This window comes from Paenibacillus foliorum, assembly GCF_013141765.1.
Lineage (GTDB): Bacteria > Bacillota > Bacilli > Paenibacillales > NBRC-103111 > Paenibacillus_S > Paenibacillus_S foliorum.
Map to the genome: position 1 here is coordinate 14149 of NZ_WHOD01000119.1, position 23405 is coordinate 37553.

At 42.5% G+C, this 23405-nt stretch carries 27 protein-coding genes; 1 reads left to right on the forward strand and 26 read right to left on the reverse strand.

The window, feature by feature from the left end:
- Positions 1-16: 16 nt before the first annotated feature.
- The 14 genes from GC093_RS30780 to GC093_RS30845 all read right to left on the reverse strand — a co-directional run bounded on the left by GC093_RS30780 (position 17) and on the right by GC093_RS30845 (position 13257).
- Positions 17-640 (reverse strand): redox-sensing transcriptional repressor Rex, encoded by a 624-nt coding sequence (locus GC093_RS30780; RefSeq protein ID WP_171655774.1) that lies wholly within the window; start codon positions 638-640, stop codon positions 17-19.
- The gene (locus GC093_RS30785; protein WP_171655775.1) at positions 637-3486 is read right to left on the reverse strand and encodes an ATP-dependent DNA helicase DinG, 3'-5' exoribonuclease type; all 2850 of its coding nucleotides are present in this window, start codon (positions 3484-3486) and stop codon (positions 637-639) included. The genes GC093_RS30780 and GC093_RS30785 overlap by 4 nt, the downstream gene beginning before the upstream one ends.
- Positions 3487-3589: 103 nt before the next feature.
- Entirely contained in the window at positions 3590-4222 is a 633-nt protein-coding gene (locus GC093_RS30790) for a tetratricopeptide repeat protein (protein ID WP_171655776.1), read from the reverse strand.
- 67 nt (positions 4223-4289) lie between these two features.
- Positions 4290-4673, reverse strand: coding sequence for an aspartate 1-decarboxylase (gene panD / locus GC093_RS30795; RefSeq protein WP_171655777.1), 384 nt, complete (start codon positions 4671-4673; stop codon positions 4290-4292).
- 88 nt (positions 4674-4761) lie between these two features.
- Positions 4762-5628, reverse strand: a complete 867-nt coding sequence (gene panC, locus GC093_RS30800) for a pantoate--beta-alanine ligase (RefSeq protein ID WP_171655778.1) — start codon at positions 5626-5628, stop codon at positions 4762-4764.
- Between the two features lie 12 nt (positions 5629-5640).
- The gene (panB, locus tag GC093_RS30805; protein ID WP_171655779.1) at positions 5641-6498 is read right to left on the reverse strand and encodes a 3-methyl-2-oxobutanoate hydroxymethyltransferase; all 858 of its coding nucleotides are present in this window, start codon (positions 6496-6498) and stop codon (positions 5641-5643) included.
- Between the two features lie 270 nt (positions 6499-6768).
- Positions 6769-7758 (reverse strand): biotin--[acetyl-CoA-carboxylase] ligase, encoded by a 990-nt coding sequence (locus GC093_RS30810; RefSeq protein WP_171655780.1) that lies wholly within the window; start codon positions 7756-7758, stop codon positions 6769-6771.
- Positions 7745-9046, reverse strand: coding sequence for a CCA tRNA nucleotidyltransferase (locus GC093_RS30815; RefSeq protein ID WP_171655781.1), 1302 nt, complete (start codon positions 9044-9046; stop codon positions 7745-7747). Before GC093_RS30815 ends, GC093_RS30810 begins: the two co-directional genes overlap by 14 nt.
- 13 nt (positions 9047-9059) lie before the next feature.
- Positions 9060-10229, reverse strand: a complete 1170-nt coding sequence (gene bshA, locus GC093_RS30820) for an N-acetyl-alpha-D-glucosaminyl L-malate synthase BshA (RefSeq protein ID WP_171655782.1) — start codon at positions 10227-10229, stop codon at positions 9060-9062.
- Positions 10230-10291: 62 nt separating this feature from the next.
- Positions 10292-10990 (reverse strand): bacillithiol biosynthesis deacetylase BshB1, encoded by a 699-nt coding sequence (bshB1, locus tag GC093_RS30825; RefSeq protein ID WP_171655783.1) that lies wholly within the window; start codon positions 10988-10990, stop codon positions 10292-10294.
- Complete coding sequence (gene mgsA / locus GC093_RS30830; RefSeq protein WP_171655784.1) at positions 10987-11412, reverse strand: methylglyoxal synthase; 426 nt, start codon at positions 11410-11412, stop codon at positions 10987-10989. Before mgsA ends, bshB1 begins: the two co-directional genes overlap by 4 nt.
- Positions 11413-11496: 84 nt before the next feature.
- Positions 11497-12300 carry a 4-hydroxy-tetrahydrodipicolinate reductase gene (gene dapB / locus GC093_RS30835; RefSeq protein WP_171655785.1) on the reverse strand — a complete coding sequence of 268 codons (804 nt, stop codon included), beginning with the start codon at positions 12298-12300 and terminating at the stop codon, positions 11497-11499.
- Positions 12301-12355: 55 nt separating this feature from the next.
- Positions 12356-12871 (reverse strand): tetratricopeptide repeat protein, encoded by a 516-nt coding sequence (locus GC093_RS30840; protein WP_171655786.1) that lies wholly within the window; start codon positions 12869-12871, stop codon positions 12356-12358.
- A gap of 50 nt (positions 12872-12921) precedes the next feature.
- The gene (locus tag GC093_RS30845; RefSeq protein WP_171655937.1) at positions 12922-13257 is read right to left on the reverse strand and encodes a nucleotide pyrophosphohydrolase; all 336 of its coding nucleotides are present in this window, start codon (positions 13255-13257) and stop codon (positions 12922-12924) included.
- Positions 13258-13463: 206 nt separating this feature from the next.
- Here GC093_RS30845 and GC093_RS30850 point away from each other — a divergent pair, with 206 nt between their 5' ends.
- Positions 13464-14333 (forward strand): YitT family protein, encoded by an 870-nt coding sequence (locus tag GC093_RS30850; protein ID WP_171655787.1) that lies wholly within the window; start codon positions 13464-13466, stop codon positions 14331-14333.
- A gap of 32 nt (positions 14334-14365) precedes the next feature.
- On the opposite strand, the gene GC093_RS30855 is transcribed toward GC093_RS30850, so the two are convergent.
- The 12 genes from GC093_RS30855 to GC093_RS30910 form a co-directional block, all read right to left on the reverse strand.
- Positions 14366-15235 carry a sporulation protein YpjB gene (locus GC093_RS30855; RefSeq protein ID WP_216624941.1) on the reverse strand — a complete coding sequence of 290 codons (870 nt, stop codon included), beginning with the start codon at positions 15233-15235 and terminating at the stop codon, positions 14366-14368.
- Between the two features lie 54 nt (positions 15236-15289).
- Positions 15290-15946 carry a DUF1405 domain-containing protein gene (locus tag GC093_RS30860; protein ID WP_171655939.1) on the reverse strand — a complete coding sequence of 219 codons (657 nt, stop codon included), beginning with the start codon at positions 15944-15946 and terminating at the stop codon, positions 15290-15292.
- Positions 15947-16025: 79 nt separating this feature from the next.
- Complete coding sequence (locus tag GC093_RS30865) at positions 16026-16907, reverse strand: c-type cytochrome (RefSeq protein ID WP_171655788.1); 882 nt, start codon at positions 16905-16907, stop codon at positions 16026-16028.
- 25 nt (positions 16908-16932) lie between these two features.
- Positions 16933-17604 (reverse strand): menaquinol-cytochrome c reductase cytochrome b subunit, encoded by a 672-nt coding sequence (gene qcrB, locus GC093_RS30870; protein ID WP_171655789.1) that lies wholly within the window; start codon positions 17602-17604, stop codon positions 16933-16935.
- Between the two features lie 16 nt (positions 17605-17620).
- Positions 17621-18166 (reverse strand): QcrA and Rieske domain-containing protein, encoded by a 546-nt coding sequence (locus GC093_RS30875; RefSeq protein WP_171655790.1) that lies wholly within the window; start codon positions 18164-18166, stop codon positions 17621-17623.
- Between the two features lie 329 nt (positions 18167-18495).
- Complete coding sequence (locus GC093_RS30880; protein WP_171655791.1) at positions 18496-18936, reverse strand: DUF2487 family protein; 441 nt, start codon at positions 18934-18936, stop codon at positions 18496-18498.
- Between the two features lie 151 nt (positions 18937-19087).
- Positions 19088-19279: an IDEAL domain-containing protein gene (locus tag GC093_RS30885; RefSeq protein WP_171655792.1), complete on the reverse strand. Its 192-nt coding sequence runs from the start codon at positions 19277-19279 to the stop codon at positions 19088-19090.
- Between the two features lie 27 nt (positions 19280-19306).
- Positions 19307-19693, reverse strand: a complete 387-nt coding sequence (locus GC093_RS30890) for a gamma carbonic anhydrase family protein (RefSeq protein ID WP_171655793.1) — start codon at positions 19691-19693, stop codon at positions 19307-19309.
- A gap of 52 nt (positions 19694-19745) precedes the next feature.
- Positions 19746-20870, reverse strand: a complete 1125-nt coding sequence (locus tag GC093_RS30895) for a hypothetical protein (protein WP_171655794.1) — start codon at positions 20868-20870, stop codon at positions 19746-19748.
- A 318-nt stretch (positions 20871-21188) separates the two neighbouring features.
- A complete protein-coding gene (locus GC093_RS30900) occupies positions 21189-21767 on the reverse strand; it encodes a histidine phosphatase family protein (RefSeq protein ID WP_171655795.1) in 579 nt (192 codons plus the stop codon).
- Between the two features lie 64 nt (positions 21768-21831).
- A complete protein-coding gene (locus tag GC093_RS30905) occupies positions 21832-22467 on the reverse strand; it encodes an anti-sigma factor family protein (protein ID WP_246315724.1) in 636 nt (211 codons plus the stop codon).
- Positions 22464-23054 (reverse strand): RNA polymerase sigma factor, encoded by a 591-nt coding sequence (locus tag GC093_RS30910; RefSeq protein ID WP_171655796.1) that lies wholly within the window; start codon positions 23052-23054, stop codon positions 22464-22466. Before GC093_RS30910 ends, GC093_RS30905 begins: the two co-directional genes overlap by 4 nt.
- Between the last annotated feature and the right edge of the window lie 351 nt (positions 23055-23405).

The following is a 23405-nucleotide window of genomic DNA, read 5'->3' on the forward strand; positions in this document are numbered from 1 at the left end:
CAGATAGGAGTAAGGGCTATTCATCCAAATAGTACGCCAAGCTTTGCAGCTCGGTAGTGAAGTCAGCATGATGTATTCGAACCTCGCTAGGAACTTTTATTATAATCGGAGCAAAATTCAAGATAGCTTCTACCCCGCCTTCAACAAACTGATTTGCAACATTCTGCGCTTCCGCTGCTGGTACCGTTATAATCCCTATTCGTATGTTCAAGCCCTGAATCGTTTCCTTCAGCTCGCTCATTGGTTTTACCTTCAAATGATTGATTGACTCCCCTACTTTGCTTGCCATCTCATCAAATATAGCGACAATTTTCATATTATCCTTAAGATAGGCATTATAATTGCAGAGTGCACGCCCTAAGTTCCCTGCACCAACCAATACAACCGGAATAACCTTATCAATCTTAAGAATTTGACGAATTTTCTCAATCAAATAATCCACATCATAACCAATGCCCTTTTTACCGAATTCACCGAAATAGGCAAGATCCTTACGTATTTGAGCTGGATTTAAATCAAGCTTTATACCAAGATCCTGTGAAGAAACAGTATGCACATTTTTCTTGCTCAGCTCGTTAAGAAAGCGTAAATAAATCGGCAGTCTTCGTACGACTGCTTCCGATATTTTCAATGTTTTCATATATCGCTTTCCTCCATCCACTGCTTAATTCTTGGAACTAATTGACTAGTAGGCATATGTTCAATTTTGGGACCAGGCAGAGAATATAGAAAGTACTTGCCATACGTCGTATCAATTACCCTCGTGTCGTATATGATAACGATACCTCTATCTTTTGCCGTTCTTACGAGACGACCAAAGCCTTGCTTGAAGCGAATGACCGCTTGAGGCACCGATAGCTTCATAAAAGGATTATGGCCTAGCTTTTTCAAATTCTCAGTTTTGGCCTCAACTAATGGATGGTTAGGAGGTTGGAATGGCAGCCTTACAATAGCCAGACAGCTCAATGCTTCCCCAGGAATATCCACCCCTTCCCAAAAGCTGCTCGTTCCAAGCAAAATACTAGCGGGACTGCTTTGAAAAAGCCTTGTCAGCTTGCTGCGATTACTGCTATCTACACCCTGCCCAAGCACTTGGATGCCGAAAGGACTTAGCTTATCTTTCAAGGCCGTATGTGCCAGTTTTAGCATCCTGTTCGAAGTAAATAATACCAGCATACGTCCCTTCGTTTCTAAAGCTACCTCTGCTAATGACATACTCAAATGCTCCATGAACACTTTCTCACCGTTATTGCCGCGAATGCTCGGAAAATCTCTTGGAATGGCGACAAGTGCTTGCTGCCGATAGTTGAATGGAGATGGAAGCTGAACTGTCTTCAGCTTACCGTCATCTTCCTTAGTTTCCAGACCCAATTGCTCGCAGGTATAATCAAAGGATTTGCCCACCGACAATGTCGCTGAGGTCATAATAACACTATCCTTTATACCGAAGAAAAATTGCTGCAGCATAGAGCTTACATCAATAGGCACACTAACCAGCTGAAGAGACTTACTTTTACCGTTTCCTGCCTCTATCCAATACACATAATTATCATCGGGCATAGTCATGAAAAAATGTAAATTATCACGATGACGGTACATTTCCTTAAGTGTTCCGTTCAGATCGGTTAATAATCCTTGGATGTCTAATTCATCTTGAATTTCTTTCATTTCGTTAAACAGCTTTTCCAACTTTTTTAATACTTCGTTCATATGAATAAATATATTGTCTTCCAGCACTAATAATTTGTCCCAACCATTAGGCGCTTCGTCTTTTTTAATTCGGTATACTAGCTGGCCAGCATCGGTTTGTGATGGATCCGAGCGAGTAATTACCAATTGATACAATAGCTCAGCAAGTTCGTCCCATTCCTCTTTAATTTGCAGCAGTTTAGGCGTTACTTCATCAATCGTTTGACACCATTTCTGTGTTTGCTCCTTCTCATGCTTCTGAAGCTTTAACCGAAGCAGCGACAATTGACCACTTCTGCTGTCCTTGAACAACCACCAAAGCGTACTCAAAAAAGCTCCGTAATAAAGCTCTATTCCCAAATGCTTGCTAGCTACCTCTTCAAAATGATGCGCTTCATCAATAACAAGATGCTTATAGCTAGGTAGAAGTCTGTTTTCCGCTTTCATGTCCGTAAATAACAAAGAGTGATTCGTAATAATTACATCGGCAGTGTTGGATTGATGACGCGCACGATGATAGAAGCATTTCTTAAACCAGGGACAAGCCCTATTTAAACAGGAATCCGTGTCACTTGCTACAGAATGCCAAAACTGCACACCCTTATTTCCAAAATGCAGCTCTTCATCGTCTCCATGCTTCGTTTCACTAAGCCAAACCAACATTTGTCCCGCCGATAACCGATCATCCTTGCCGTTCTCAAAGTCCTGAACATTCATCTTATGCTCAAATTTGCGTAAACATAAGTAATGGCTTCTGCCTTTTAGTACGGCGGCCTGAAAGCCTACAGGAAATAAATCCTCCAGCAGTGGAATATCTCTTTCACGAATCTGCTCCTGCAGGTTGATTGTATGGGTACTTACTATAATTTTCTTATCTTGTTTAAGCCCATAATACAGAGATGGAATTAAATAACCCAGCGATTTACCCGTACCAGTACCAGCTTCAATCATGAGATGCTGCCCTTGCTGAAAAGCAGACTCCACTTCTTCAAGCATACGAACCTGTGCTTCGCGATCCTCATAAGACTCAAAACGCTGCTTCAATGCTTTCTTCAAGTCATCGTAAAATAACGCAAAAGTATCAGGCAAAACCTTTACATCCTGCTCACCGCGAATGGGTTCCTCTTCCCCCCAATCTTCAACATTAATTGCAAATTGTCGAAAATAGCGTGCTGTATCAGAATCTATGCTTGTGAACATTTCCTTATACGCTTTCATCTCTTGTATGAACCAGCCGAAATCTGTAGTTACTTCGTCAAAGATCAAAGATAACCTTTGAAGAGTTAATAAAGGCAAAGCTTGGAATCTTTGAAGACACTTAATCCATATTAAAGCTGTCACTTCAGCATCACTGTCAGCTTGATGCGGTCGTTCATGCTCAATACCAAAAGCATGGCAGACCATACTAAGCTGTAGGGTTGATAACGATGGGTAAAGTACCTTTAGAGTATCCATGGTGTCTAGCACCTTGCCGTCAAAAGGGAAATAGCCTTCTTCATCAAGAGCTCGTTGTAAAAAAGCTAAATCAAAGGCAATATTATGACCAACCAAAACACAATCTTGGAGTAAAGGCACCATATTTCCCATGACGCTATTAAGTTCTGGTGCGCCAGCAACCATGCTGTCATCAATTCCAGTCAGGGCAGTAATAGAAGAAGGTATACCGATCCCGGGATTTACCAAGGAGGTATACCTGTCAATGATGTAATCATCCTGTATAATGACGAGGCCAACCTGAATAATGCGATCCGTAGACTGGCTCCCGGTCGTTTCAAAATCCAAAACCGCGAATTTCATTACTCTTATGTCAATCCCTTCATTCCCAATTTCTTTCTAAGCATACCAATACTCATGGGAAAAGGGAATAGTAAACTTATTACAAGAAACTAATAATAATCAGCTAGTTTCTTGTAGGATGCTGTAGAAAATAGAGCTTGCCTTTGATTTCAGAGCATAATCCCATATCTACAAGTGGTTCGACACTGGATGGATCCGAATGATGTGCCATTGCGAAATATTCAAATGCTTTTTCCATATTCTGATATTGAATTTGAATACATCCCATAGCGCTATAGGAAATAGCTCTCATTCGATTGTTTTCCGTTACTTGGGATAGAAAATGGAACTGGTTATAGCTTTCAGATATCTCGCCCTTTTGCAAATAGCTCATGGCCAAATAGATGCGCGCCAAAGTAAATTCAGGCTGCTTTTTCACAATAGCTCTAAATTCTCGAATTGCTTCCTCATACATTAAGAGCTTATAAAAGCCCTGCCCTTTTAAAAAAGCATCTGAACGTTTTCCCGCCAATTCCGGATCCAGTAAATCATTTACTGACACAGGCTGATGCAGCTGATAAAAGGCCGCGAGCTTTTCTTCAAATAAAAGCCACTCTTCAATATAGGTGTCGCTCATTGCCTTCAACGTGTGGAGCTTATCTTGAAGCTCTTTTCTTTGGGAGCCAGACGCATCTGCGAACTGGTCATTCACTTCGTCGAGCATTTCATTCATGGAGGCAAATAGTTGTTTGAACATGATGATTGCATCCCACCTTAACGTTGAGCATACTTTCATTTTTTGTTTCATCGGCCTTTTTCATGCGTTACATAACAGTGGAATGAATTTCTTCTTTTAGAACGCTTATGACTCGGTTGTTTTCACCCATAATTGCGATTTGAGGATGATGCTTTCTTGCTTCTTCATCTGTCATCATCACGTAAGATAAAATAATAACCGTATCTCCAACATGAACCATTCTGGCTGCAGCACCATTTAAACAAATAACGCCTGAACCGCGCGGGCCTGGTATAACGTAGGTCTCAAACCTAGCACCATTGTTATTATTGACAATCTGGACTTTTTCATTAGGCAGCATATCTATCATATCAATGAGGTCCTCATCAATGGTAATACTACCTACATAATTAAGGTTAGCCTCCGTTACTGTAGCGCGGTGGATTTTGGATTTAAGCATCGTTCTGAACATAGAATTTCCTCCCTAGAGTTTTCATTTGAAAACTTTCTTCGTAAGTGTTACTTTTAGTAGTTTTCGCAAGAAAACTTTTTCCTTATGCTTATTTAAGACGAATAATTACATTGTCTATTAAACGTGTTTTGCCGAATTTTACCGCCAAGGCTATAATAATCTGCTCCGTATCTTTCAAGCTGCTTACAGTTTCCAAAGAAGGGTAGGCTAATATCTCCACATAATCAATAACAGCTAGCGGCGCTTGCCGTATAGTTTGGGATAGGGTCTCTATAAGCGACATCACATCCACTTCACCGTTTTGTTCACGAATCAAACCTTCAGCCAGCTTTAACGAAGCCGAAAGTACTAGTGCCTGCTCACGTTCCTCAGGCAGCAAATAAACATTGCGGGAGCTCATAGCCAAGCCGTCGCTCTCTCTTAGAATGGGACACGGCACAATCTCTACTGGCATATTTAAATCGTTCACCATCTGATTAATGACAGCAATTTGCTGTGCATCCTTCAGACCAAAGTATGCTGCATCAGGCTGAACGATATTAAACAATTTACTAACAATAGTCCCCACTCCATCAAAATGTCCTGGACGCGATGCTCCACATAGCCTATCCGTTATCTGGGACACCGTAATGATGGTTTTAGTTGGCTGCGGGTACATTTCGTCAACTGATGGTAAAAATACGATATCCGTTCCCACTGCTTTTGCTACAGCAAGATCCCCCTCTTCATTGCGAGGATATTTATCAAAATCCTCATTTGGACCAAACTGAAGTGGATTGACAAAGATACTTAAAATAACCAAATCGCATTGTCTGCGAGCTGCTTCCAGTAGGCTGGCATGTCCTTTATGAAGAAATCCCATTGTTGGAACAAACCCGATTCTTATACCGGGATGGTTAATTTTTGCTTGTTTAACTGCCGCGCGAAGTTCATTAATGTTATGGATAGTTTGCATAGTAGGATCCTCCTATTTCTTAGCGCTGCCATATAAAGCCCCTGCAACCTCATCCTCCATTAGGAACGCATGCTCCTTTGTTGGAAAGGTACGGCTCTTCACCTCATTGACATATTGCTTTAAGCCGTTTCTAATTAAGCTGCCGGCATCCGCATAGGTTTTAACGAACCGTTTGGGCGCCAAATCAGAGCCATAGCCAAGTGCATCATGAAAAACAAGCACCTGCCCATCACAGCGCGGTCCTGCACCAATTCCGATGGTAGGGATCGACAGCTGCTCCGTAATGTGCGCGGCTAGCTGCTCTGTAACCAACTCCAGTACTATTGCGTAAGCTCCTGCCTGTTCTAATGCTTTTGCATCATCAAGCAGCTGCTGTGCTTGCGCTGAATTTTTACCCTGGATTTTGTAGCCGCCTATTTGATGAATCGATTGTGGAGTTAAGCCAAGATGACCCATTACCGGTATTCCTGCCATTGTACAGGCTCTTACGGCATCAGCAATTTCGCGTCCACCTTCCATTTTAATTGACTTCGCCAAACCCTCCTGCATAATACGCGCCGCGTTGTGTAAAGTCTGATCGATACTGCCATGATAAGTCATAAAGGGCATATCCGTAATAATAAAAGTTGACTGAGCCGCTCTTACTACTGAACGTGTATGGTAAATCATATCATCGAGCGTAACCGGAATAGTCGAGTCATAGCCTAGCACAACATTTCCTAATGAATCCCCGACCAATATAGCATCAACTCCCGCTTCCTCTGCTAACATGGCTGAAGGATAGTCATAAGCTGTAATAACGGAGATGGGATTGCCGGTTTCCTTCATTCTTCTTAACTTGGCGGTCGTGGCCGCTTTGCGCTGTTCCATTCATGCACCAGCCTTTCTAATGTTTAGTTGTGCTCTTAGTATGAACAAAAAAAACCTTTTAGCCCCTAGGAGCGAAAAGGTTCACATGTTAAAAAAATCATATGATCCTTCTGTCTCGGTCCGTTAGGCTCAGAGCAGAATCCGACATACTTACAAGCATGGGTCGTATTAAGTTCGTGCAAATTCGAATAAATCAGATAAATAAAGTTACATTCGAGTGCAGTTCCTAGCGGATACCACCTCAGATGTAACCTTATTATACCAAACTTTTTATTCTGACGATAGTGGGATAAATTGAATCGTGCCTGAATACCACTTGGTTAATGAACCATCCTCCAATTGCACGATTAAGGCCCCAGAGTCATCCAGGCTAATAGCAATACCTTCTACCAGCCCTTGCGTTGATTGATTACGCACCTTACGGTTCAGAGATACGCTAAGTGCCTCCCACAGCAGTTTGATAGGTCCGAATCCTTGACTATGAAACAACTCGTAAAGTGTCTCCAACTCCTCCAAAAACCGGCATAACAGCTCTGTACGGTCAACAACATGGCCGGACTCGATCTGTAGTGAGGTTGCTATTGCTTTAAGCTCTTCCGAATAATCATCCTCGCCTAAGTTAGCGCTTATACCTACTCCCACGATTACATACAGAGGCTTCTCGTCCTCTGCAATGGATTCGGAGAGAATGCCGCTGATTTTCTTTCCATCAATTAATAAATCATTCGGCCACTTAATTCCAGCAGGAAGCGAAGTAACCTGACGAATTGCACGGCACAAGGCAACAGCTATCAATAAAGTTAGCTGAGGGGCGAACTGAAGCGGAATTCGGGGTTTCAGGATCATACTCGTCCAAATACCCTTTCCTTTGGGGGAATGCCATTTACGGCCCATTCTACCTCGCCCTTCTGTTTGCTGCTCGGCAATGACCAGTGTTCCCTCCTCTGCTCCTTGTCGTGCTAACTCATGGGCTTTCGTTTGTGTTGAACCTAACTGTTCATAATAATGGATGTTGCGTCCGAACACCTTGGTCTTTAATTGCTTTTCAATCGAGATAAGCTCCAGTTTATCCGGTTTTTCAACGAGACGATAACCTTTACGCGATACCGCTTCAAAAACATAACCTGCACTACGGAGCTTTTCAACATGCTTCCAAATCGCTGTACGGCTGCATTGCAAGGTGGAGCTTAACTCTTCGCCTGATACGAAAGCTCCCTCTTTCTCCTCAAAGAGCCGCACCAATTGTTCACTTATGTTCATGTGCACCACTTTCCTGCTGAATGATGCTTTCATAGAAACGTTCAGCTTCAGCTAACAATAAATCACTCTCATTGGCCAATCGTTTCAGCGCTGTTTCACGGAGCAAGTGGGCGAGCACTTTAGATACCCAAGGACCAGCCGGTTTGGATAGACGAGCAAGAAGCTCACGCCCGCCCAAGTCAAGCTCTTCTAAGCTGTGTACGGGCATATCTTTCAACCAGGTCAATCCGCAAGTAATTAAACTCTTGCTCCATTTATCAGCTACACCCAATTCGGTAAGCACCCCAGGTGAAGCTTGGAGAATTTGATGCAGCCCAACTATCGATTCCTGTCCGTATGAAATCACCGTTAGCTTCCAAGCTTGCTGCAAACCATCCTCATTGGGTTCTAAAGCAAGCTGACGGCTCAGCTCATGTGCTGCAGCTATTACCTGTCGCACCTGCTCAACCTGCTGCTTAGAAAAAGTCAGCGCTCTTAGCTCTTGTTCCGTTTCAGCAGCACTGACCCCCATGGACAAATACAGATAGGCCCATTTGAGAAGCGGATCATTGAGGGTGCTCCAGTCTCCAGAGAGCTTCTCCTGGTTCAAATCAGCCAGCCTTAGACTCTGTTTGACATAATCGAGAAGCCGGCTGCCCTCGAGCAGTTGGACTGCGTGAGCAGGAGCTGCTTCAGCAATCATACGCTCCAGCTCCATACGTACACGTTCCATGGCAATATGTTCTAGCAGCGGCGCTTGCTTAAGCAGTGCGAGCCACGTTTGATTTTCGATCTCAAGACCATATTGCGACGCGAACCGAATGCAGCGAAGCATCCTCAAGGCATCCTCTTGAAATCTTTCATTCGCATCACCCACACAACGCAGCAGGTTCTTCTTCATATCGTTAACCCCATCGAAGGGATCAATTAAATGGCCATCAATATCCAATGCCATCGCATTCATAGTAAAATCACGACGGCGTAAATCCTCATACAAGCTATCGATAAATTGAACCTCGGTTGGATGGCGAAAATCCTCATAGCCCGACTCCGTACGGAATGTAGTTACTTCAAACAAGCAATCATCCATCCTAACGGACACCGTTCCGTGTTGAAGTCCCGTTGGAATGGTTCGTTGAAATAATTGCTGTACCTGCTCCGGTTTAGCTGCTGTGGCGATATCGTAATCCTTTACCGGTCGATTTAACTGCTTATCCCGAACACAACCGCCCACCATATATGCTTCATAGCCATGTTCCAACAGCTTTCGTATCACTTTTTTCGCTTTTCTTTCCAGGTCCTGCGTCATAACCATCACCTTTTTAACAATTCAATGGTTTTAATTTAAGTTCTTCAGGCAAAGGCAACCCTAGCACGCGGTAATATATCTCTTCATATTGGCGTGTAATAACGTCATTACAGAATGTGAACCGAGCACGGTGCAAGCATGCCTCAGTCATTTTTTCATATAAGGCTGCATCTGTTAATAACATTTTCGTATAATGAGCCATCTGATCCACATCACCGATTTCTGCTAAAAAGCCACTTTCCCCATGAGTAATCAATTCAGGAATGCCGCCTGCGTCAGATGCTACAGTTGGAACTCCGCATGCCATAGCTTCCAGAGCAACCAAGCCAAAGCTTTCCTTCTCAGAAGGTAAAAGCATAACATCGGACAAAGATAACAATTGAGCCACATCGTCCTGTTTGCCACAGAAAGTCACCCGATCGAGCAACCCCTTCTCTTTAACTTTGCAAAGCACCTTGGACAGCTCAGGGCCTTCACCCACAAACAACAGCCTAGACGGGACATCTTTACTTACACGGTCAAAAATTTCAACCACATCTGTAACCCGTTTAACTGGCCTAAAGTTGGAAATATGTATCAAAATCTTCTCATCAGGGTGAGCAAATTCCTTACGCAGTGCGGTAATTTCCCGAGGGTAGTACACCCTTTTATCAACAAAGTTATAAGATAAATCGATCGGCTTATCAATATCTAACAGACTACGAGTTTCATTAATTAAATCCTTCGAAACGGCTGTAACTGCATCGCTTTTATTAATGGCAAAACGGATCAAATCGCTTAAAGATTCATCCTGTGCGAGAACGGTAATATCCGTACCATGCAGCGTCGTTACTACTTTCAATCGATCGCCAACCATTTGCTTGGCTAAAATTGCACATACTGCATGGGGGATCGCATAATGTACATGAAGTAAATCAAGCTCCTCCAGCTGAGCAACCTGTGCAAGCTTACTAGCAAGTGATAAATCATAGGGAGGATATTTAAATACATAATAGTCATTCACTTCAACTTCATGATAAAAAATATTTTTATCAAATTTACCTAAACGGAAGGGCATACTGTGCGTTATAAAATGAACCTCATGTCCTTTTTCCGCAAGCAGCTTGCCCAATTCCGTCGCTACAACTCCAGAGCCGCCAAGGGTTGGATAACAGGTTATGCCGATTTTTAATCGTTCTTTCATTGGGCTCCCTCCTTAGGGTTTTCGTCTGTAAACTTATTACAAGCCTTATTTTCGGCTATGGATTAGAAAAGATTAATCAAATAGGGAAGCTTGCTTACAAAACCTTCTGCGTATGGGAGCATATGCTTCTGTCCTAGCATTCTATCCTTAGCTTCCACTCGTTCCAGATAACCTTGATTTAAGGGTGTAACTACAAAGTCATTAGCCGCGCCCACCGCTTCGAACTGAGTTCTATACGCCTTCAAAGCTTGCATCTTCACATCATGCGTTCCCGTTATATCAACTAATAAATCGGATTCATAAATATCATTGATAAAATAAAAGTAAACTTGTTCCACTGTATGAGCTTCTGTCTCGGATTCGTAGCGGCGAAGCTTTGAATTAAAGACAGCTTCCTGAACGAGCTTGCTGCATGCGATGTGATCAGGATGCCGATCCTCCCAATAAGGCGCAAAAACAATCCGCGGTTTGTACTTGCGAATCTCCAGGGTTATCTCTTTAATCGATTCAGGACTCATCCAAAGACCCCGGTCAGGCAGACCGAGATTTGAACGAACAGTTAGACCTAATATCTCGGAAGCCTGAGCCGCTTCTTGCTGACGGATTACAACTGTTCCATTAGAGGACATTTCCGCTTTGGTCAGATCGCAAATACCTACACGGAGACCAGCAGATGTGTGCTTGTAGATGGTACCCCCCATCCCAATTTCCGCATCATCCGGATGCGCTCCGAAAACAAGAATATCAAGCCGCTCGCTCATTCTGTCTCACCTTGCTTATATTTATGTACGAGTTCTCTCCATGCAAAATCTCCGCGATCCAATGCTTTCACCAATATTTCTGCTGTAGCAATATTGGTTGCTACAGGAATCCCCTGAACATCGCATAAACGAAGCAAGGCTATAATATCTGGCTCATGTGGCTGTGCCATTAATGGGTCACGTAAGAAAATGATTAAATCCAGCTCATTGGTCGCTACCATAGCTCCAATCTGCTGGTCGCCGCCAAGCGGCCCAGACATATACCGGTGAACTAGAAGCTCGGTACTGTCCATAATTCGAGAACCCGTTGTACCCGTAGCGTATAATTGATGATGCTTAAATACCTGCTCATAAGCTATGACGAAATTTACCATTTCTTCTTTTTTACGATCATGTGCGATTAATGCAATTTTCATGGACATCCCTCTGAGCTCCTTTATTATTCTTACCCGATATGCACATAGAACAAAAAGCCTTTCTTAGGCTAGTCCTCGTGACTTTATAAATTAGTCAATAAAATGCTCGAAGCCGTATACAATTCCTGTTAGCTCCATAACCTTCTTTACAGCAACATTAACGCCTGGCATATAACCTGCTCGGTCATAGGAGTCATGACGAATTTTTAAAGTTTGACCAAAAGCTCCAAATATAACTTCCTGTTGGGCAAAAACCCCCGGCAAACGTACGCTATGTATTCTAAATCCATTGTATAATCCGCCGCGAGAACCTTCAATTGTTTCTTCTTCACGAGGATTCCCTTGACGTAATTCTTGTCGATTCTGAGCTATTAATTCGGCTGTTTTAATTGCTGTCCCTGATGGCGCATCCAGCTTTTGATCACCATGATATTCTATGATTTCCAGGTTCGGCAAATATTTGGCCGCCTGCGCCGCAAACTTCATCATTAAAATGGCGCCAATAGAGAAGTTGGGAGCGATAATGCCACCTATGCCTTGTTCCTTACATTGTTTATCGAAGTTCTCAATATCCTCCGGAGAGAATCCTGTAGTCCCGATCACGGGGCGTACTTTATGCTTAATTGCCAATGCTGTATTGGAAACAACGGACTGCGGCGTCGTGAAATCAACCAATACATCAGGTCTAGCTTCCACGAGAGCAAGCTCCAGATCCGTACTTAGCATAACGCCGCATGGTTCCAGCCCGACAAGTCGACCTGCATCTATCGATAGCTCTGATGAACGGTTCACAGCTGCAACTAGCTGCAAATCAGCATCCTCCAATACCATTTTCACTACTTCTCGACCCATACGACCGCTTGCTCCTGCTACTGCCACTCGAATTTGACTCATATTGATTTTCGTTCCCTTCGTCTAAATATCTGCAATTAAACTAATAATTATTTGATTAAGAGTTCATATATTGTCTGAGCATTAGTTGATATTCTGTTAATAATTGATTCCCTATTTCATGCTGAGGATCCAATATCAACAGTTCTTTAATTGCCCGAATGGCTTGACTATACTCCTTCAGCCGAGAGTAAGCAAGACCTAATAGCAAGAAAGCATCCGAAGATAAAGAATCAAGCTTAATTGCCTCTCGAAGCAGCGTTACTGCCATCCAAGACCGCTCCTCAGGTTCATCTATAAAATTTTGCGCCTGTTGGATCAATTCCTTCGCCTGTAAGTGCTGGAAATGAAATCGATAATGCTCCTCATCAGGCTCCAGCTTAACTGCTTCCTTGGCGTGCTCAATGGCTTTATTCAGTTTATTACTTCTCGCATACGTGATTGAAAGCTTGTAATGGTAGGCAGCATTGTCAGGTGCAATTGCAATTGCCTGCTCGAACCATTCTACAGCTTGTTCAAAATCATGCATTAAAATCGATTCGTATGCCTTCTTAATTTGCTCTTCTCCATCCATCTGCCCATCCTCCCTCATAACAAAGATGATGGTATAACATATGAATTTTGTTAGCTATCGGTGTTAATTTTAGTCCATCGATCAGCATCGCGTGTTTGAAATTTGTGCATTATCTTATCATGGGCCTCAGTTAAATCGATACCCAAAGAATTAGCAAAGCAAATGGTAATAAACAAAATATCACCTAGTTCCAGCTCAATCGAGTTATCTGCTTCGGTCGCCTTTTTAGGCTTTTCTCCATACTCGTGATTTACCTCTCTTGCTAATTCCCCAACCTCTTCCGACATACGGGCAAGCATTGCAAGTGGACTAAAATAACCTTCTTTAAACTGAGAAATGTATTGATCCACTTCCTTTTGCAGCTCTTGCAATGAACGTTCTGCCATATCGAATATCTCACCAACCTTATCCTTGTTCATCCTGATCCTCAATTACCACTTTTGGTAAAAAAGATATCTCTATCCATGTTATCGCAAACAAGTAGGGATGACAAATTTATTTTGTACTAGTAAAGGCATACTAAAGAAGAAGTTCCCTGCGGTTGAAAATATAAGTTAATGAAAAATAATTTACTTCGGAGGCCGAACATCCAATGTCAACCAAACACTCGTTGGAAAGACTCCATTCTATATTGCCCATATTACTGGGCACAGCCATCTACGCTTTTGGATTGCATTATTTTGTCATTTCAAACGAGTTAATGGAAGGTGGAATAACCGGGATCGCCCTACTCCTCAATTACATCTTTCAATTCCCTCCTTCAATCTCAACTTTAGTTATTAACGTTCCATTGTTTTTGTTAGGGTGGAAGTTTCTAGGGAAAGAGACCATGTTCTATTCCATCATTGGCACCGTTTCTCTTTCATTGTTTCTGTGGATTATGGAATGGTTGATTCAGCATAAATGGCTGGTACCCTTTCGTACAGAGCATGATTACTTTCTGGTCACAGCTTACGCTGGGCTAACATTGGGGATAGGTTTGGGGCTTGTATTTCGCTATGGAGGGACGACCGGTGGATCAGATATTATTGCTCGAATTGGCCAAAAGTGGAAAGGCTGGAGCATGGGCCAGGTCATTCTTTTGTTCGATGGCTTAGTTATAGGAACTGCGTTTTTTTTTATTCCTAAGGAAAAGATATTGTACACCTTAGTAGCCGTTTTCATTACTACCAAGGTAATCGATATTATCATTGAAGGTGCCTATGCGGCGCGCGCATTTACCATCATTACCGATCATGCCGAAGAGCTCGTTACGATGATTTCTGAGCAAACCGACAGAGGAGCAACCATCATTCCCGCAATTGGAGGTTACTCGAGACAGAATAAAAATGTTGTGTATTGTGTTGTCTATCGACAAGAAATGAAAAGGCTCAAAGACTTAACCCGTTCCATCGATCCCCATGCGTTTATAATAATAAACGAGGTTCATGATGTTTTGGGTGAAGGCTTTAAGCCTGAGTAAACTGATAAAGGTGATTCTTTAGAACCTCTAAATTAATCTGCATCCTGTCTTTTGACGGGTATAACTCCATTATCCTTTTTGGCCAGACGCCAACCTGCGAATGCCAGAGCCGCAATAATGAATGAACCTATTGCCAATGTCCATATAATTGGGTTTTGCTGGTCAATCACTGGCAAGTATGCTGTTGCTTCCTTCTTCATAAATAGCTTGTCAATATGCTGTCTTAAGGTTGGCAATATATTCGTAATCTGCTTATAGTTCTCTTGCTCAAGACGAGCTTGTCCCGATACAAAGCTGACGAGAGAGTCCAGCTTATCTACATCTGCCAATTCACGACTTATCAGCAAGCTGGGATGAATAACGGAGATATGCTGCTCAAATTGCAGTACGCCCTTTTGTATTCCGGCCTTCCTTTGCTCTTTGGCTGCTTGTTCCAATTGATCCATGTCTTCTTGAAGTAATTTGTAATACTGAAGCCACATTGGCTGTGTTGCATGCGTCAGCGCATCTGTGGCTAATCGAATTTTGGCTGCTGAAATTTGACCTTCTTCTGGTGAAAACCTTACGGAGTTAAATACTTTATTAGCTTCTGTTACCGTTTCCGTTAAAGCATTCAGTCCATCAACCGAGGTTATTCCCTCATAGCTAATTTGCGGAATCTGAACTCCTAGCTGTTGAAGAATAGCTCGTCCACCTGCATAATCTCCTTGCATCACCTTGCTGTACATATCATCTGCTGCTTGGTTCAGCAGTCCTACCCTTTGCAGCTGCTCCTGCGTTGGCTTTGGTGCTGCCGCTTCACGCGAGCTTTTGCTTGTGTTTTGACAACCTACAAGCAGCCCCACTCCCAGCAGAACTGCCAGAATGAGGCCTACCCCTTTCCTTTGGCTAAGGTACCACATCGGACATCCCTCCTACCATCATCGTATGGGGGGATGTCCATATTTAGACCTGTTTTAAAGCTCTCGCTTTGCCAAAATCAAGCGTATCTTCATCATCACATACGCAACTATTACACTCACAAAGCTCAGCTCCACTGTAAACGCTGCCACAGCATACAAATCGTCCTCTAACGATTCTGGCAGCCACGGATAAACTCCATAGCCATAGTCCATATAATCATTCAGAAAGGTCCAAGCCGCAACAACAAGAATGGACATTGAACGATAGGTGTATAATCGCAAATATAAAAGCGCCTCAGCAGCCATACCCAGATGAGAGATCGTTAGCATCCAATCCTGCCAATTAAGAGAATCCCCTTGATAAACTCCTGCCCATATCATGCTCACAGCCCATATTCCATATTTGAAGGAGGTGATTACTGCAAATGCCTCAACTATCCCTCGAATCCATCCATTGCTGGGTTGAGCACTCTGTTTTCGGTACGAATCCACCAATAGAAATCCAATAGCCCCAGTAAAAAATAAACTGGCAGTAGGACTATCAGGTACAAAAGGAAGATAAGCAGAGGACATCGTTTCAGCTGTAAAAGTCATTTGCTTCCAGTACCACTGATATCCATAGATCGTACCTAGCAAATTGATCCAAAACAAGCTCCATAGCATAAAGCGGCTTGATAAAAATGCCTTCGAAAAATACGTCTTAAAAGACATGCTCAACAAAAGAGATTCCTCCCGTATGACTTCTAATTAAAGAAAAAAACCTGACCGATCGTACGGTCAGGTCCATAAATTATTGTGCTTTTTGCTTGCCTAACCATTCTGCAAGTTTATTGATATCTGCATCAGTTAAGCCTTTTGCAATGTTCGCATCATACTGGGCGCCCATATTGCCTTGGCCTTTTTTGATGATTCCCATAATCTCATCTTTACTGTGCTTGTCGCCCACACCACGTAAAGCTGGGATACCGGAAGATGGCATACCTTTTAACTCGCCGCCATGACATTGAAGACAAGTCGATTTTTTATAGATCTCAGCAGCCGGATCATCAGCAGCAACAATTGCTGCTGCAGCAGCAGGCTTCTTAGCTGCGCCGCCACCGCTGTCACCTTTACCTGCATGCATCTCTTGTTCACGCTTGATATGCTCAGGAATAATGTTCTTTTCTTTCAATTCATGCTGATAGTGAGACCACGAAACTACAGTTAAGTAAGTAATAGCCACTAAGCTTAAAAGCATCAAAGCTGTAGTAATAGGACGTTTATAAAAACGTCTTTCCTTACCCGTATCGAGGAATGGTGCCAGCATCAGTCCTCCGAACAAAATTCCAGGAACAATAACCGTACCAAATACAACGAATTTATCGGAAGCATAAGGATATTTAAGCAACTGGTACATAAATAAGAAGTACCAGTCAGGCATTGGAATAAACGCTGTATTAGTCGGATCAGCCGGATAGCCAAGCGGAGCAGCCTCGGACATAACCAATACCAATATACCAACTAGACAAACAACAGCAACCATCCACTCTTTTAATAGGAAGTTAGGAATAAATACTTCCGACTTTCCGGGATAGGCTGAAAAATCCGGTTGAGGCAAACGTGAGGTTTTAGCACGTACGCGGGTATCCCCAACATAAACAATTTTCTCATCAGGCTTATGACCATGTGCCACTATTGATGCACCTCCTTGCTTTCTTTTATAGCGGTCCAGAAATCCCTTGTTTACGAATCATAAAGAAGTGTCCAGCCAATAGGGCGAGCAAAGCGCCTGGCAAGAAGAACACGTGTAAAGCAAAGAATCTTGTAAGGGTTTGTGCGCCTACAACTTCTCCACCTTGAAGGAATGTCTTGATGTAATCACCAGCATACGGAACCGAAGCGGCAATTTTGATACCAACTTGTGTTGCGAAATAAGCTTTGTTATCCCAAGGAAGCAGGTAACCAGTGAAACCTAGTCCCAACATAACAAAGAAAATCAGAACACCAACAACCCAGTTCATTTCACGCGGCGCCTTGTAAGAACCTGTAAAGAACACGCGCAGTGTATGTAAGAACATCATAACGATAACCAAACTCGCCCCCCAGTGATGCATACCACGCACGATGACGCCAAACGCCACCTTATGCTGAAGGTAGTCAACACTCGCATAAGCATTGATAATGTCCGGAACGTAGTACATTGTCAAGAACATACCGGAGAGAATTTGAATAACCGTAATAAAAAACGTCAATCCGCCAAAACAATAAACAAAAGCGGAAAAATGGTGGGCTGGATTCACGTGTTCTGGTACTTCGTGATCGGCCACATCTCTCCACATCGGCGTGATATCTAGACGTTCATCAATCCAGTTATACATGTTTTTAAACATCAGATTTTACGCCTCCTTATACCCTCTTGTTCGGACCAAGCTGTCCTACGTAAACAAATCCGTTTTCCACTTTGAGTTCGTACTGATCCAAAGGCAATGGCGCTACAGCAAGGTTTTTTCCGTCTGCCGTATAATGTGCACCGTGACATGGACAATAGTACTGGTCTTTGTATTCCGGACTTGCATTCCAGTTAACTGTACATCCAAGATGTTTACAGGTTGGATTTAAGGCAAACAAATTACCAGCCTTATCCTTGGAAATCCAAGCTTCCAATTCTGGATCACTCTCATACCAGCCGTCTACTTGATGCACTTTAAATTTGAAAGAAGTCGGTACATCGGTTACCTTCGAAGCCTCGACCACTTTTACCCAAGCCGCTTGCGATTTCGGTTGAAGGACCGGATCAATAGCAAAGCGAAGCATAGGAACAATCATACCAGCGCCCATGAATGCTCCTGCTCCCCCTAGGGTATAAGAAAGAAACTGTCTGCGGGACATCTCGCGACGTTTAACAGGCTTTTCCCCTTGATGCTGCGCATCATGATTATTGTGCTCACTCATTCTCGTTCTACCCCCTTTTGCAACATATATCACGTCGTTCGACATAACTTTACAACACATACTAGGACATTACTAATAATAGCTTACGAGTTAGGGTGCGTCAAGAATATAGCCTTCTCTTTAAAGGCTCCAATGCTTGTCCCAAGCGTAACTTTTAACGAAATTGTCACATATGCCCCTTCGGATTAATTAGTTTGTCCTGTACATAGAATTAGCAAATATGTCACTGAACATACACTCATCACAAACTATCCCTGTTACAATTGTTACACACCACAAGCTGTATCACTTGATAATCCTCTTGTGATTATTACACTCGCATTGCTTTGTCAGCTTTCAATCTTTTTTAACCATAATTGCTGTAGCTGGTTAGAGATTTGTTCTTTAACGCTTGGCATTGAATTACTTAACTGCTCTTTTGTTAACGTGAAGAACAAATCTGCTTCTTCGTTCATCAATAAGGATTCGAGCTCCGACTTTGCGCTAATGATCACAATATAACGAAATCCATTTGCTCTTAGATTACTGCACACAACCTTTAGCATCTGACTTGTTTCTTCGCCTAACGTATAATGGTAGGCTGGATAGGTCAAAACCCTTCCTTTGTATGGTATTTCAAAGCAATCGAGAGCATCCCTTAGCTCCTCCAGTGCTTGAACGGCCTCCCAAGGCTTCTCCGAGCCGGTTAACCCGGTAACAGGCAATAAGCAGGTATCCACGTAAGGACGTAGCTCCTGCCATGAACTCTGCGAAACATCACTAAATTTCATCTTTTTCTAACCTCCTTAGAGTCTCGCTTTAGCGAAGCTTACTTCGTATGTATATGTCTTAGTAGTACTTTAACACAGAAAAAAAGACATATGAACCAGCTTCATATGCCTTTCATTAAAATGTCACAACCTAAGGCCCAAGAGCATCCAGTTATTTTCCATGAGTGTAGAGCGATTTCAGTTCTGTGGTGAGGGCTAGAAACGTGACTTCATCTCCCTTGGCCAAAGCCAAATCAATCTCTTTGTACAAATACTGCTCCCTATGTTTGCGTATAGACTCATCAAGTACCATTTCGGCAAACAAGCTCAGCATCATATCATTGGAAACGTTCATTTTGCCCATAGAATCTACCTCCAGCTGGGTCGAGCTTCAAAATAGTGTGTTACCAGGGTTCACTTGATGCCGGTATTCGCTACCTTTTACACAATAGCTTTCCATAGTACGCTGCATTCGTTGCAAGTCGGCTTCAATCAATTCACGTATTACCTTTGCAGGAGAACCCAGTGAAAGAGTATGGGAAGGAAGCTGCTTATTCTCCGTAACGAGAGACCCTGCCCCTACTAAAGCATATTCACCAACATCGGCGCCGTTAAGTACAATAGCCCCCATACCGATTAATGTGCCTTTACCTATACGGCATCCATGGATTATGGCTCCATGTCCAACCGATACTTCATCTCCAATAATTTGGACACCAGCCGCAAGAAAAACGGTTGGATGTATTTGTGGCAATGTTCCGTTATAACTGTGCAGCATCAGGCCAACACTCCTTATTCCAATAGTTGGTGGAGTGATCTTAGCAAGCCTCTTAAAGTTTGACAAATGGCAAAACGATAAGATCTTCCTCTGGCACATTTATTCCCTGTATAATACGCCCACCTATTTTAGTCAACTGAATGACAGTCCCTTTTTCCTCATGCTGACCAATGCGGATTAACCCCAAATGCATCATCATTTGTAAGATACGCTGTTCCAGAATGGAATCTGGGTTATCGTAATAAAAAGGTCTGATCAATGGAACCAAAGCGGTTTTGACAGAATCAACAGTCGCCCATGTTTTCGTGAGTCTTTCCAACCATTGAGCAATCGACTGCAGGTTGGGAATGGCTCCTTTATACAACCTTAACCAAAAGCGATACACTTGAAGCAAATCTTCCTTTTGTGAGTTAGCAACTCTTTCTCTTCCCTTCTCACTCAAAGCCAGTACTTGATTATGCTCTGTAATTAGATCCTCAAAATAACAGTAATCATAAATAAACGAAAAGCGGTTTGGGTATTCCTTGAACATACGTCCATAGCCAAAACGCCATGCTGTTTTACCTACCAAATCTTCTTTAACAGAAAGTCGATCCAGCACCTGCAGCAAATAACGCTTATACATGTAGTTTTCTGCGGTCAGTACGGTTTCCTGCTGCCCTACAAAGTGAAGGAAATGATAGATATCTTCAATAATCAGCTTTTGCTCATCGCGATATACGCCTGGTTCATCGGATATATCAAGATGCTGCTGAAGCTGCTTGCCAAGAGCATCACCAAACCTTTTCTTTAAATCCGCTGGAACCTGAAACAAATAACGAGTGTCTCGAGAATATCCGTTAAATAACCATCCACGTTGTTTAAAGCGGGTAATCATGTCTCTCGGATTCCAGCCATCATCCTCTTCTTTAACAAACCGGCTTTGCTGAACACGAGCTACAAGCTCCTCTAGACTGAATGAACCTCTTTTATCAAAAATAAGAGAGTTCAAAAAACGAACGTCTTCTATGGAGAGTTCAACTACATGCTGTTCAAATACTTCTCTACGAGTTATTGTGGATAGGATTGATTGTATCAACTCATTTTTGGAGTGGCCGTTGCATTCACAATTGTACGTAGTGGCAATTCGACCCAAGTCGTGAATATCCGCATAACTTAACATATCCGCTAAATTCATGGAACTATACCTCCCGTACACGCTTAATACCATTATTGGAAGTTGTGCTGAATTTAAACACAGTTTGAAAAACTTTTCTTGAAAAACGAACTCAGAATAACCGACAAGGAAATCTGATATAATCCCTTTAAGTAGATAAGTTTTAGAAACAACACTAACATCTACTTTCAAGGCAATAATCACGGAAGTAGAGAATAATAACGGAAGTACTGGTTGCGCAATCACCTGCAATGCACACAAAAGCAAAGAGATACCGGAACATCTGGTTCCGGTATCTCTTTGCTTTTATGTATAATGCTCCCATTCACCCATTCAGATCTACAAATCATTCAAATGGGCCGTACAATTCAACAACAAACAATTCCATATTGATACATCACGCTTTATTACAGTTAATGATGTATTGCTCAAATGAGATTCAACTGGTTTGCCCATTAAATGTTCAAGCACAGGAGCAATATACCCACCATGACTAACAATCAACACTTTCTTACTCCTATGCTGCGACTCTAGATCTTTCAGAAAGGAGAACCACCTTGCGAGTAAATCTTCATCGCTTTCCATACCAAGATCTAGCTCTCTCCAACCTTCACCCCAGCGATTAAGCCGATCGTCTAGTGTGGTACCTTCCAGTTGACCGAAATGTCGTTCTCTTAACCTAGAATCCAATCCCCATAGAGGAGTACCTGTCTTTTCAGAAATAGTCTGCGCCGTCTGTTTAGCTCGGATTAAATCACTGGACATGATTCCATCCCATGTTTCCGATTTTAATCGTTCACCCAGCCGCTCGGCTTGAAGACGTCCAACCTCTGCTAAATCCGTGTCCATTTGTCCCTGCATTCGGCCTACTAAATTCCATTCCGTCGTGCCATGCCGTATTAAACCAATTGTAATCATGAAGTCTCCGCTCGCTTTCAAGTTCTTGAGATAAAAAGACCCCTAGTTAGGGGGACTTTATTGCCTATGATTTTGTCCTGGATAACCAATTCATTACAAGCAATGTGCAAGTCAAGCCAAGCAATGATAAGAATAGCATGTAATCCTGATACGTATGAATAGGTCCAACCTGATACATAAATGGCTCATTAAAACCCTTAAGACTGGCTACTGCGGATGGCATAGTATGAACATTCAGCGATTCCGTCTTACTGGCGGCAATTACTACCGGATCTCCAATCCGTCCAAAAACAGATGAATTTGTATGACCTGCTACAACTTCCCCTGCTGTTGATTGATGAGTAATGGAGTAAATAAAAGAAAATATAAACAAAGCCAAGCAGAATGCTATTGCAGCCGTAATGTTTCTGCGGAGTTTAAATGATATTGCGTATAATCGATCTGCAATAGGTACTCTCCAGCCCTCTTCTTCATAGATGCGATTCATAACGCTTCGCGATATTGGAGTTGACTGATCCGAATACTCACCAGATACAGCGGCTGATTTGATTAATTCCGTACTCTCCTGCCACATTTCGAACTCAGCTTGACAGCTCTCACAATGCTTTATATGCTCATCAACGCGTTGTCTTTTTAAATCATGCTCCGGCAGGTCCCAGTAGACGCCGAACAATTCCTGTATTTCTTCACATTTCATCATCGATTCATCCCTTCATACTCCTCAAAAATTGGATCAAGAAAGTATGGTTCCAACTGGAGCTTTACGCTAGCTCTCGCCCTGAACAATAAGGATTTAACCGAACTCACGGTTTGCCCAAGGATATTCGCAATTTCCTGGTAATCCAGCTGGTCATATTCACGCAGAATGAGGGCAGACCTTTGTTTTTCAGGAAGATTATTTATTGCATCGCGAACCATCGAAACTTTCTCATTGCGCAGCGCACTCATCTCAGGCATAGCATCTAATCCTGCGTGAGGCTCATGTCCGCTTTGATCCAAAGACACATTATTGCTTTTATTTTTACGCAGTTCGCTCAAAACTGTATTTCTGGCAATTGTATATAACCATGTCGAAAAAGTCGCTTCAACTTCTCGAAAGGAATGCAGGCTGCGGTAGGCTTTATAAAATGTCTCGTTACACAAATCCTCAGCATGAGACTCCATCTTTGCGCTTTTTAACATATGATAAATAAAGGCCAATATTTTACGTTCATAGCGACGCATTAAATCGTCATATAGTTGGACGTTACCATCTTTGATCTCTCTGATCAACTGGGAATCGGTCATTCACTACGACCCTCCTTGTGATTCCTAGCTTACTCCCAGTGATTCTAACAAGTTTTACTGGTTGGGAGTAAAAAAGTTGCGCTTATTTTTAAAATAATTCAAGAATATTTAATGCATAGTTATTATCATTCGGTAAAAACGGCACAATTCCTGCCTAATCGACATCTTTCAGAGTAATTTCCAATAAAAGGTGTATAATCTTACTACTATTAGTGTACGAGATCAGAGAGAATAAGAGAACTTTTATTCGAGTCCATATTCAGGAAGATATCATGCATACTCCTGTATTAAATGTATCGAACCTTCTAAGGGTTAAACACAAATAAAAAAAGGACAAAAAAAATCCACCTT

Bases quoted from the DNA above. Each gene is read 5' to 3' on its own strand.
- GC093_RS30780 (WP_171655774.1), bottom strand. From the start codon at position 640: ATGAAAACATTGAAAATATCGGAAGCAGTCGTACGAAGACTGCCGATT.
- GC093_RS30785 (WP_171655775.1), bottom strand. From the start codon at position 3,486: ATGAAATTCGCGGTTTTGGATTTTGAAACGACCGGGAGCCAGTCTACG.
- GC093_RS30790 (WP_171655776.1), bottom strand. From the start codon at position 4,222: ATGTTCAAACAACTATTTGCCTCCATGAATGAAATGCTCGACGAAGTG.
- panD (WP_171655777.1), bottom strand. From the start codon at position 4,673: ATGTTCAGAACGATGCTTAAATCCAAAATCCACCGCGCTACAGTAACG.
- panC (WP_171655778.1), bottom strand. From the start codon at position 5,628: ATGCAAACTATCCATAACATTAATGAACTTCGCGCGGCAGTTAAACAA.
- panB (WP_171655779.1), bottom strand. From the start codon at position 6,498: ATGGAACAGCGCAAAGCGGCCACGACCGCCAAGTTAAGAAGAATGAAG.
- GC093_RS30810 (WP_171655780.1), bottom strand. From the start codon at position 7,758: ATGAACATAAGTGAACAATTGGTGCGGCTCTTTGAGGAGAAAGAGGGA.
- GC093_RS30815 (WP_171655781.1), bottom strand. From the start codon at position 9,046: ATGACGCAGGACCTGGAAAGAAAAGCGAAAAAAGTGATACGAAAGCTG.
- bshA (WP_171655782.1), bottom strand. From the start codon at position 10,229: ATGAAAGAACGATTAAAAATCGGCATAACCTGTTATCCAACCCTTGGC.
- bshB1 (WP_171655783.1), bottom strand. From the start codon at position 10,990: ATGAGCGAGCGGCTTGATATTCTTGTTTTCGGAGCGCATCCGGATGAT.
- mgsA (WP_171655784.1), bottom strand. From the start codon at position 11,412: ATGTCCATGAAAATTGCATTAATCGCACATGATCGTAAAAAAGAAGAA.
- dapB (WP_171655785.1), bottom strand. From the start codon at position 12,300: ATGAGTCAAATTCGAGTGGCAGTAGCAGGAGCAAGCGGTCGTATGGGT.
- GC093_RS30840 (WP_171655786.1), bottom strand. From the start codon at position 12,871: ATGGATGGAGAAGAGCAAATTAAGAAGGCATACGAATCGATTTTAATG.
- GC093_RS30845 (WP_171655937.1), bottom strand. From the start codon at position 13,257: ATGGCAGAACGTTCATTGCAAGAGCTGCAAAAGGAAGTGGATCAATAC.
- GC093_RS30850 (WP_171655787.1), top strand. From the start codon at position 13,464: ATGTCAACCAAACACTCGTTGGAAAGACTCCATTCTATATTGCCCATA.
- GC093_RS30855 (WP_216624941.1), bottom strand. From the start codon at position 15,235: ATGTGGTACCTTAGCCAAAGGAAAGGGGTAGGCCTCATTCTGGCAGTT.
- GC093_RS30860 (WP_171655939.1), bottom strand. From the start codon at position 15,946: ATGTCTTTTAAGACGTATTTTTCGAAGGCATTTTTATCAAGCCGCTTT.
- qcrB (WP_171655789.1), bottom strand. From the start codon at position 17,604: ATGTTTAAAAACATGTATAACTGGATTGATGAACGTCTAGATATCACG.
- GC093_RS30875 (WP_171655790.1), bottom strand. From the start codon at position 18,166: ATGAGTGAGCACAATAATCATGATGCGCAGCATCAAGGGGAAAAGCCT.
- GC093_RS30880 (WP_171655791.1), bottom strand. From the start codon at position 18,936: ATGAAATTTAGTGATGTTTCGCAGAGTTCATGGCAGGAGCTACGTCCT.
- GC093_RS30885 (WP_171655792.1), bottom strand. From the start codon at position 19,279: ATGGGCAAAATGAACGTTTCCAATGATATGATGCTGAGCTTGTTTGCC.
- GC093_RS30890 (WP_171655793.1), bottom strand. From the start codon at position 19,693: ATGCTGCACAGTTATAACGGAACATTGCCACAAATACATCCAACCGTT.
- GC093_RS30895 (WP_171655794.1), bottom strand. From the start codon at position 20,870: ATGAATTTAGCGGATATGTTAAGTTATGCGGATATTCACGACTTGGGT.
- GC093_RS30900 (WP_171655795.1), bottom strand. From the start codon at position 21,767: ATGATTACAATTGGTTTAATACGGCATGGCACGACGGAATGGAATTTA.
- GC093_RS30905 (WP_246315724.1), bottom strand. From the start codon at position 22,467: ATGATGAAATGTGAAGAAATACAGGAATTGTTCGGCGTCTACTGGGAC.
- GC093_RS30910 (WP_171655796.1), bottom strand. From the start codon at position 23,054: ATGACCGATTCCCAGTTGATCAGAGAGATCAAAGATGGTAACGTCCAA.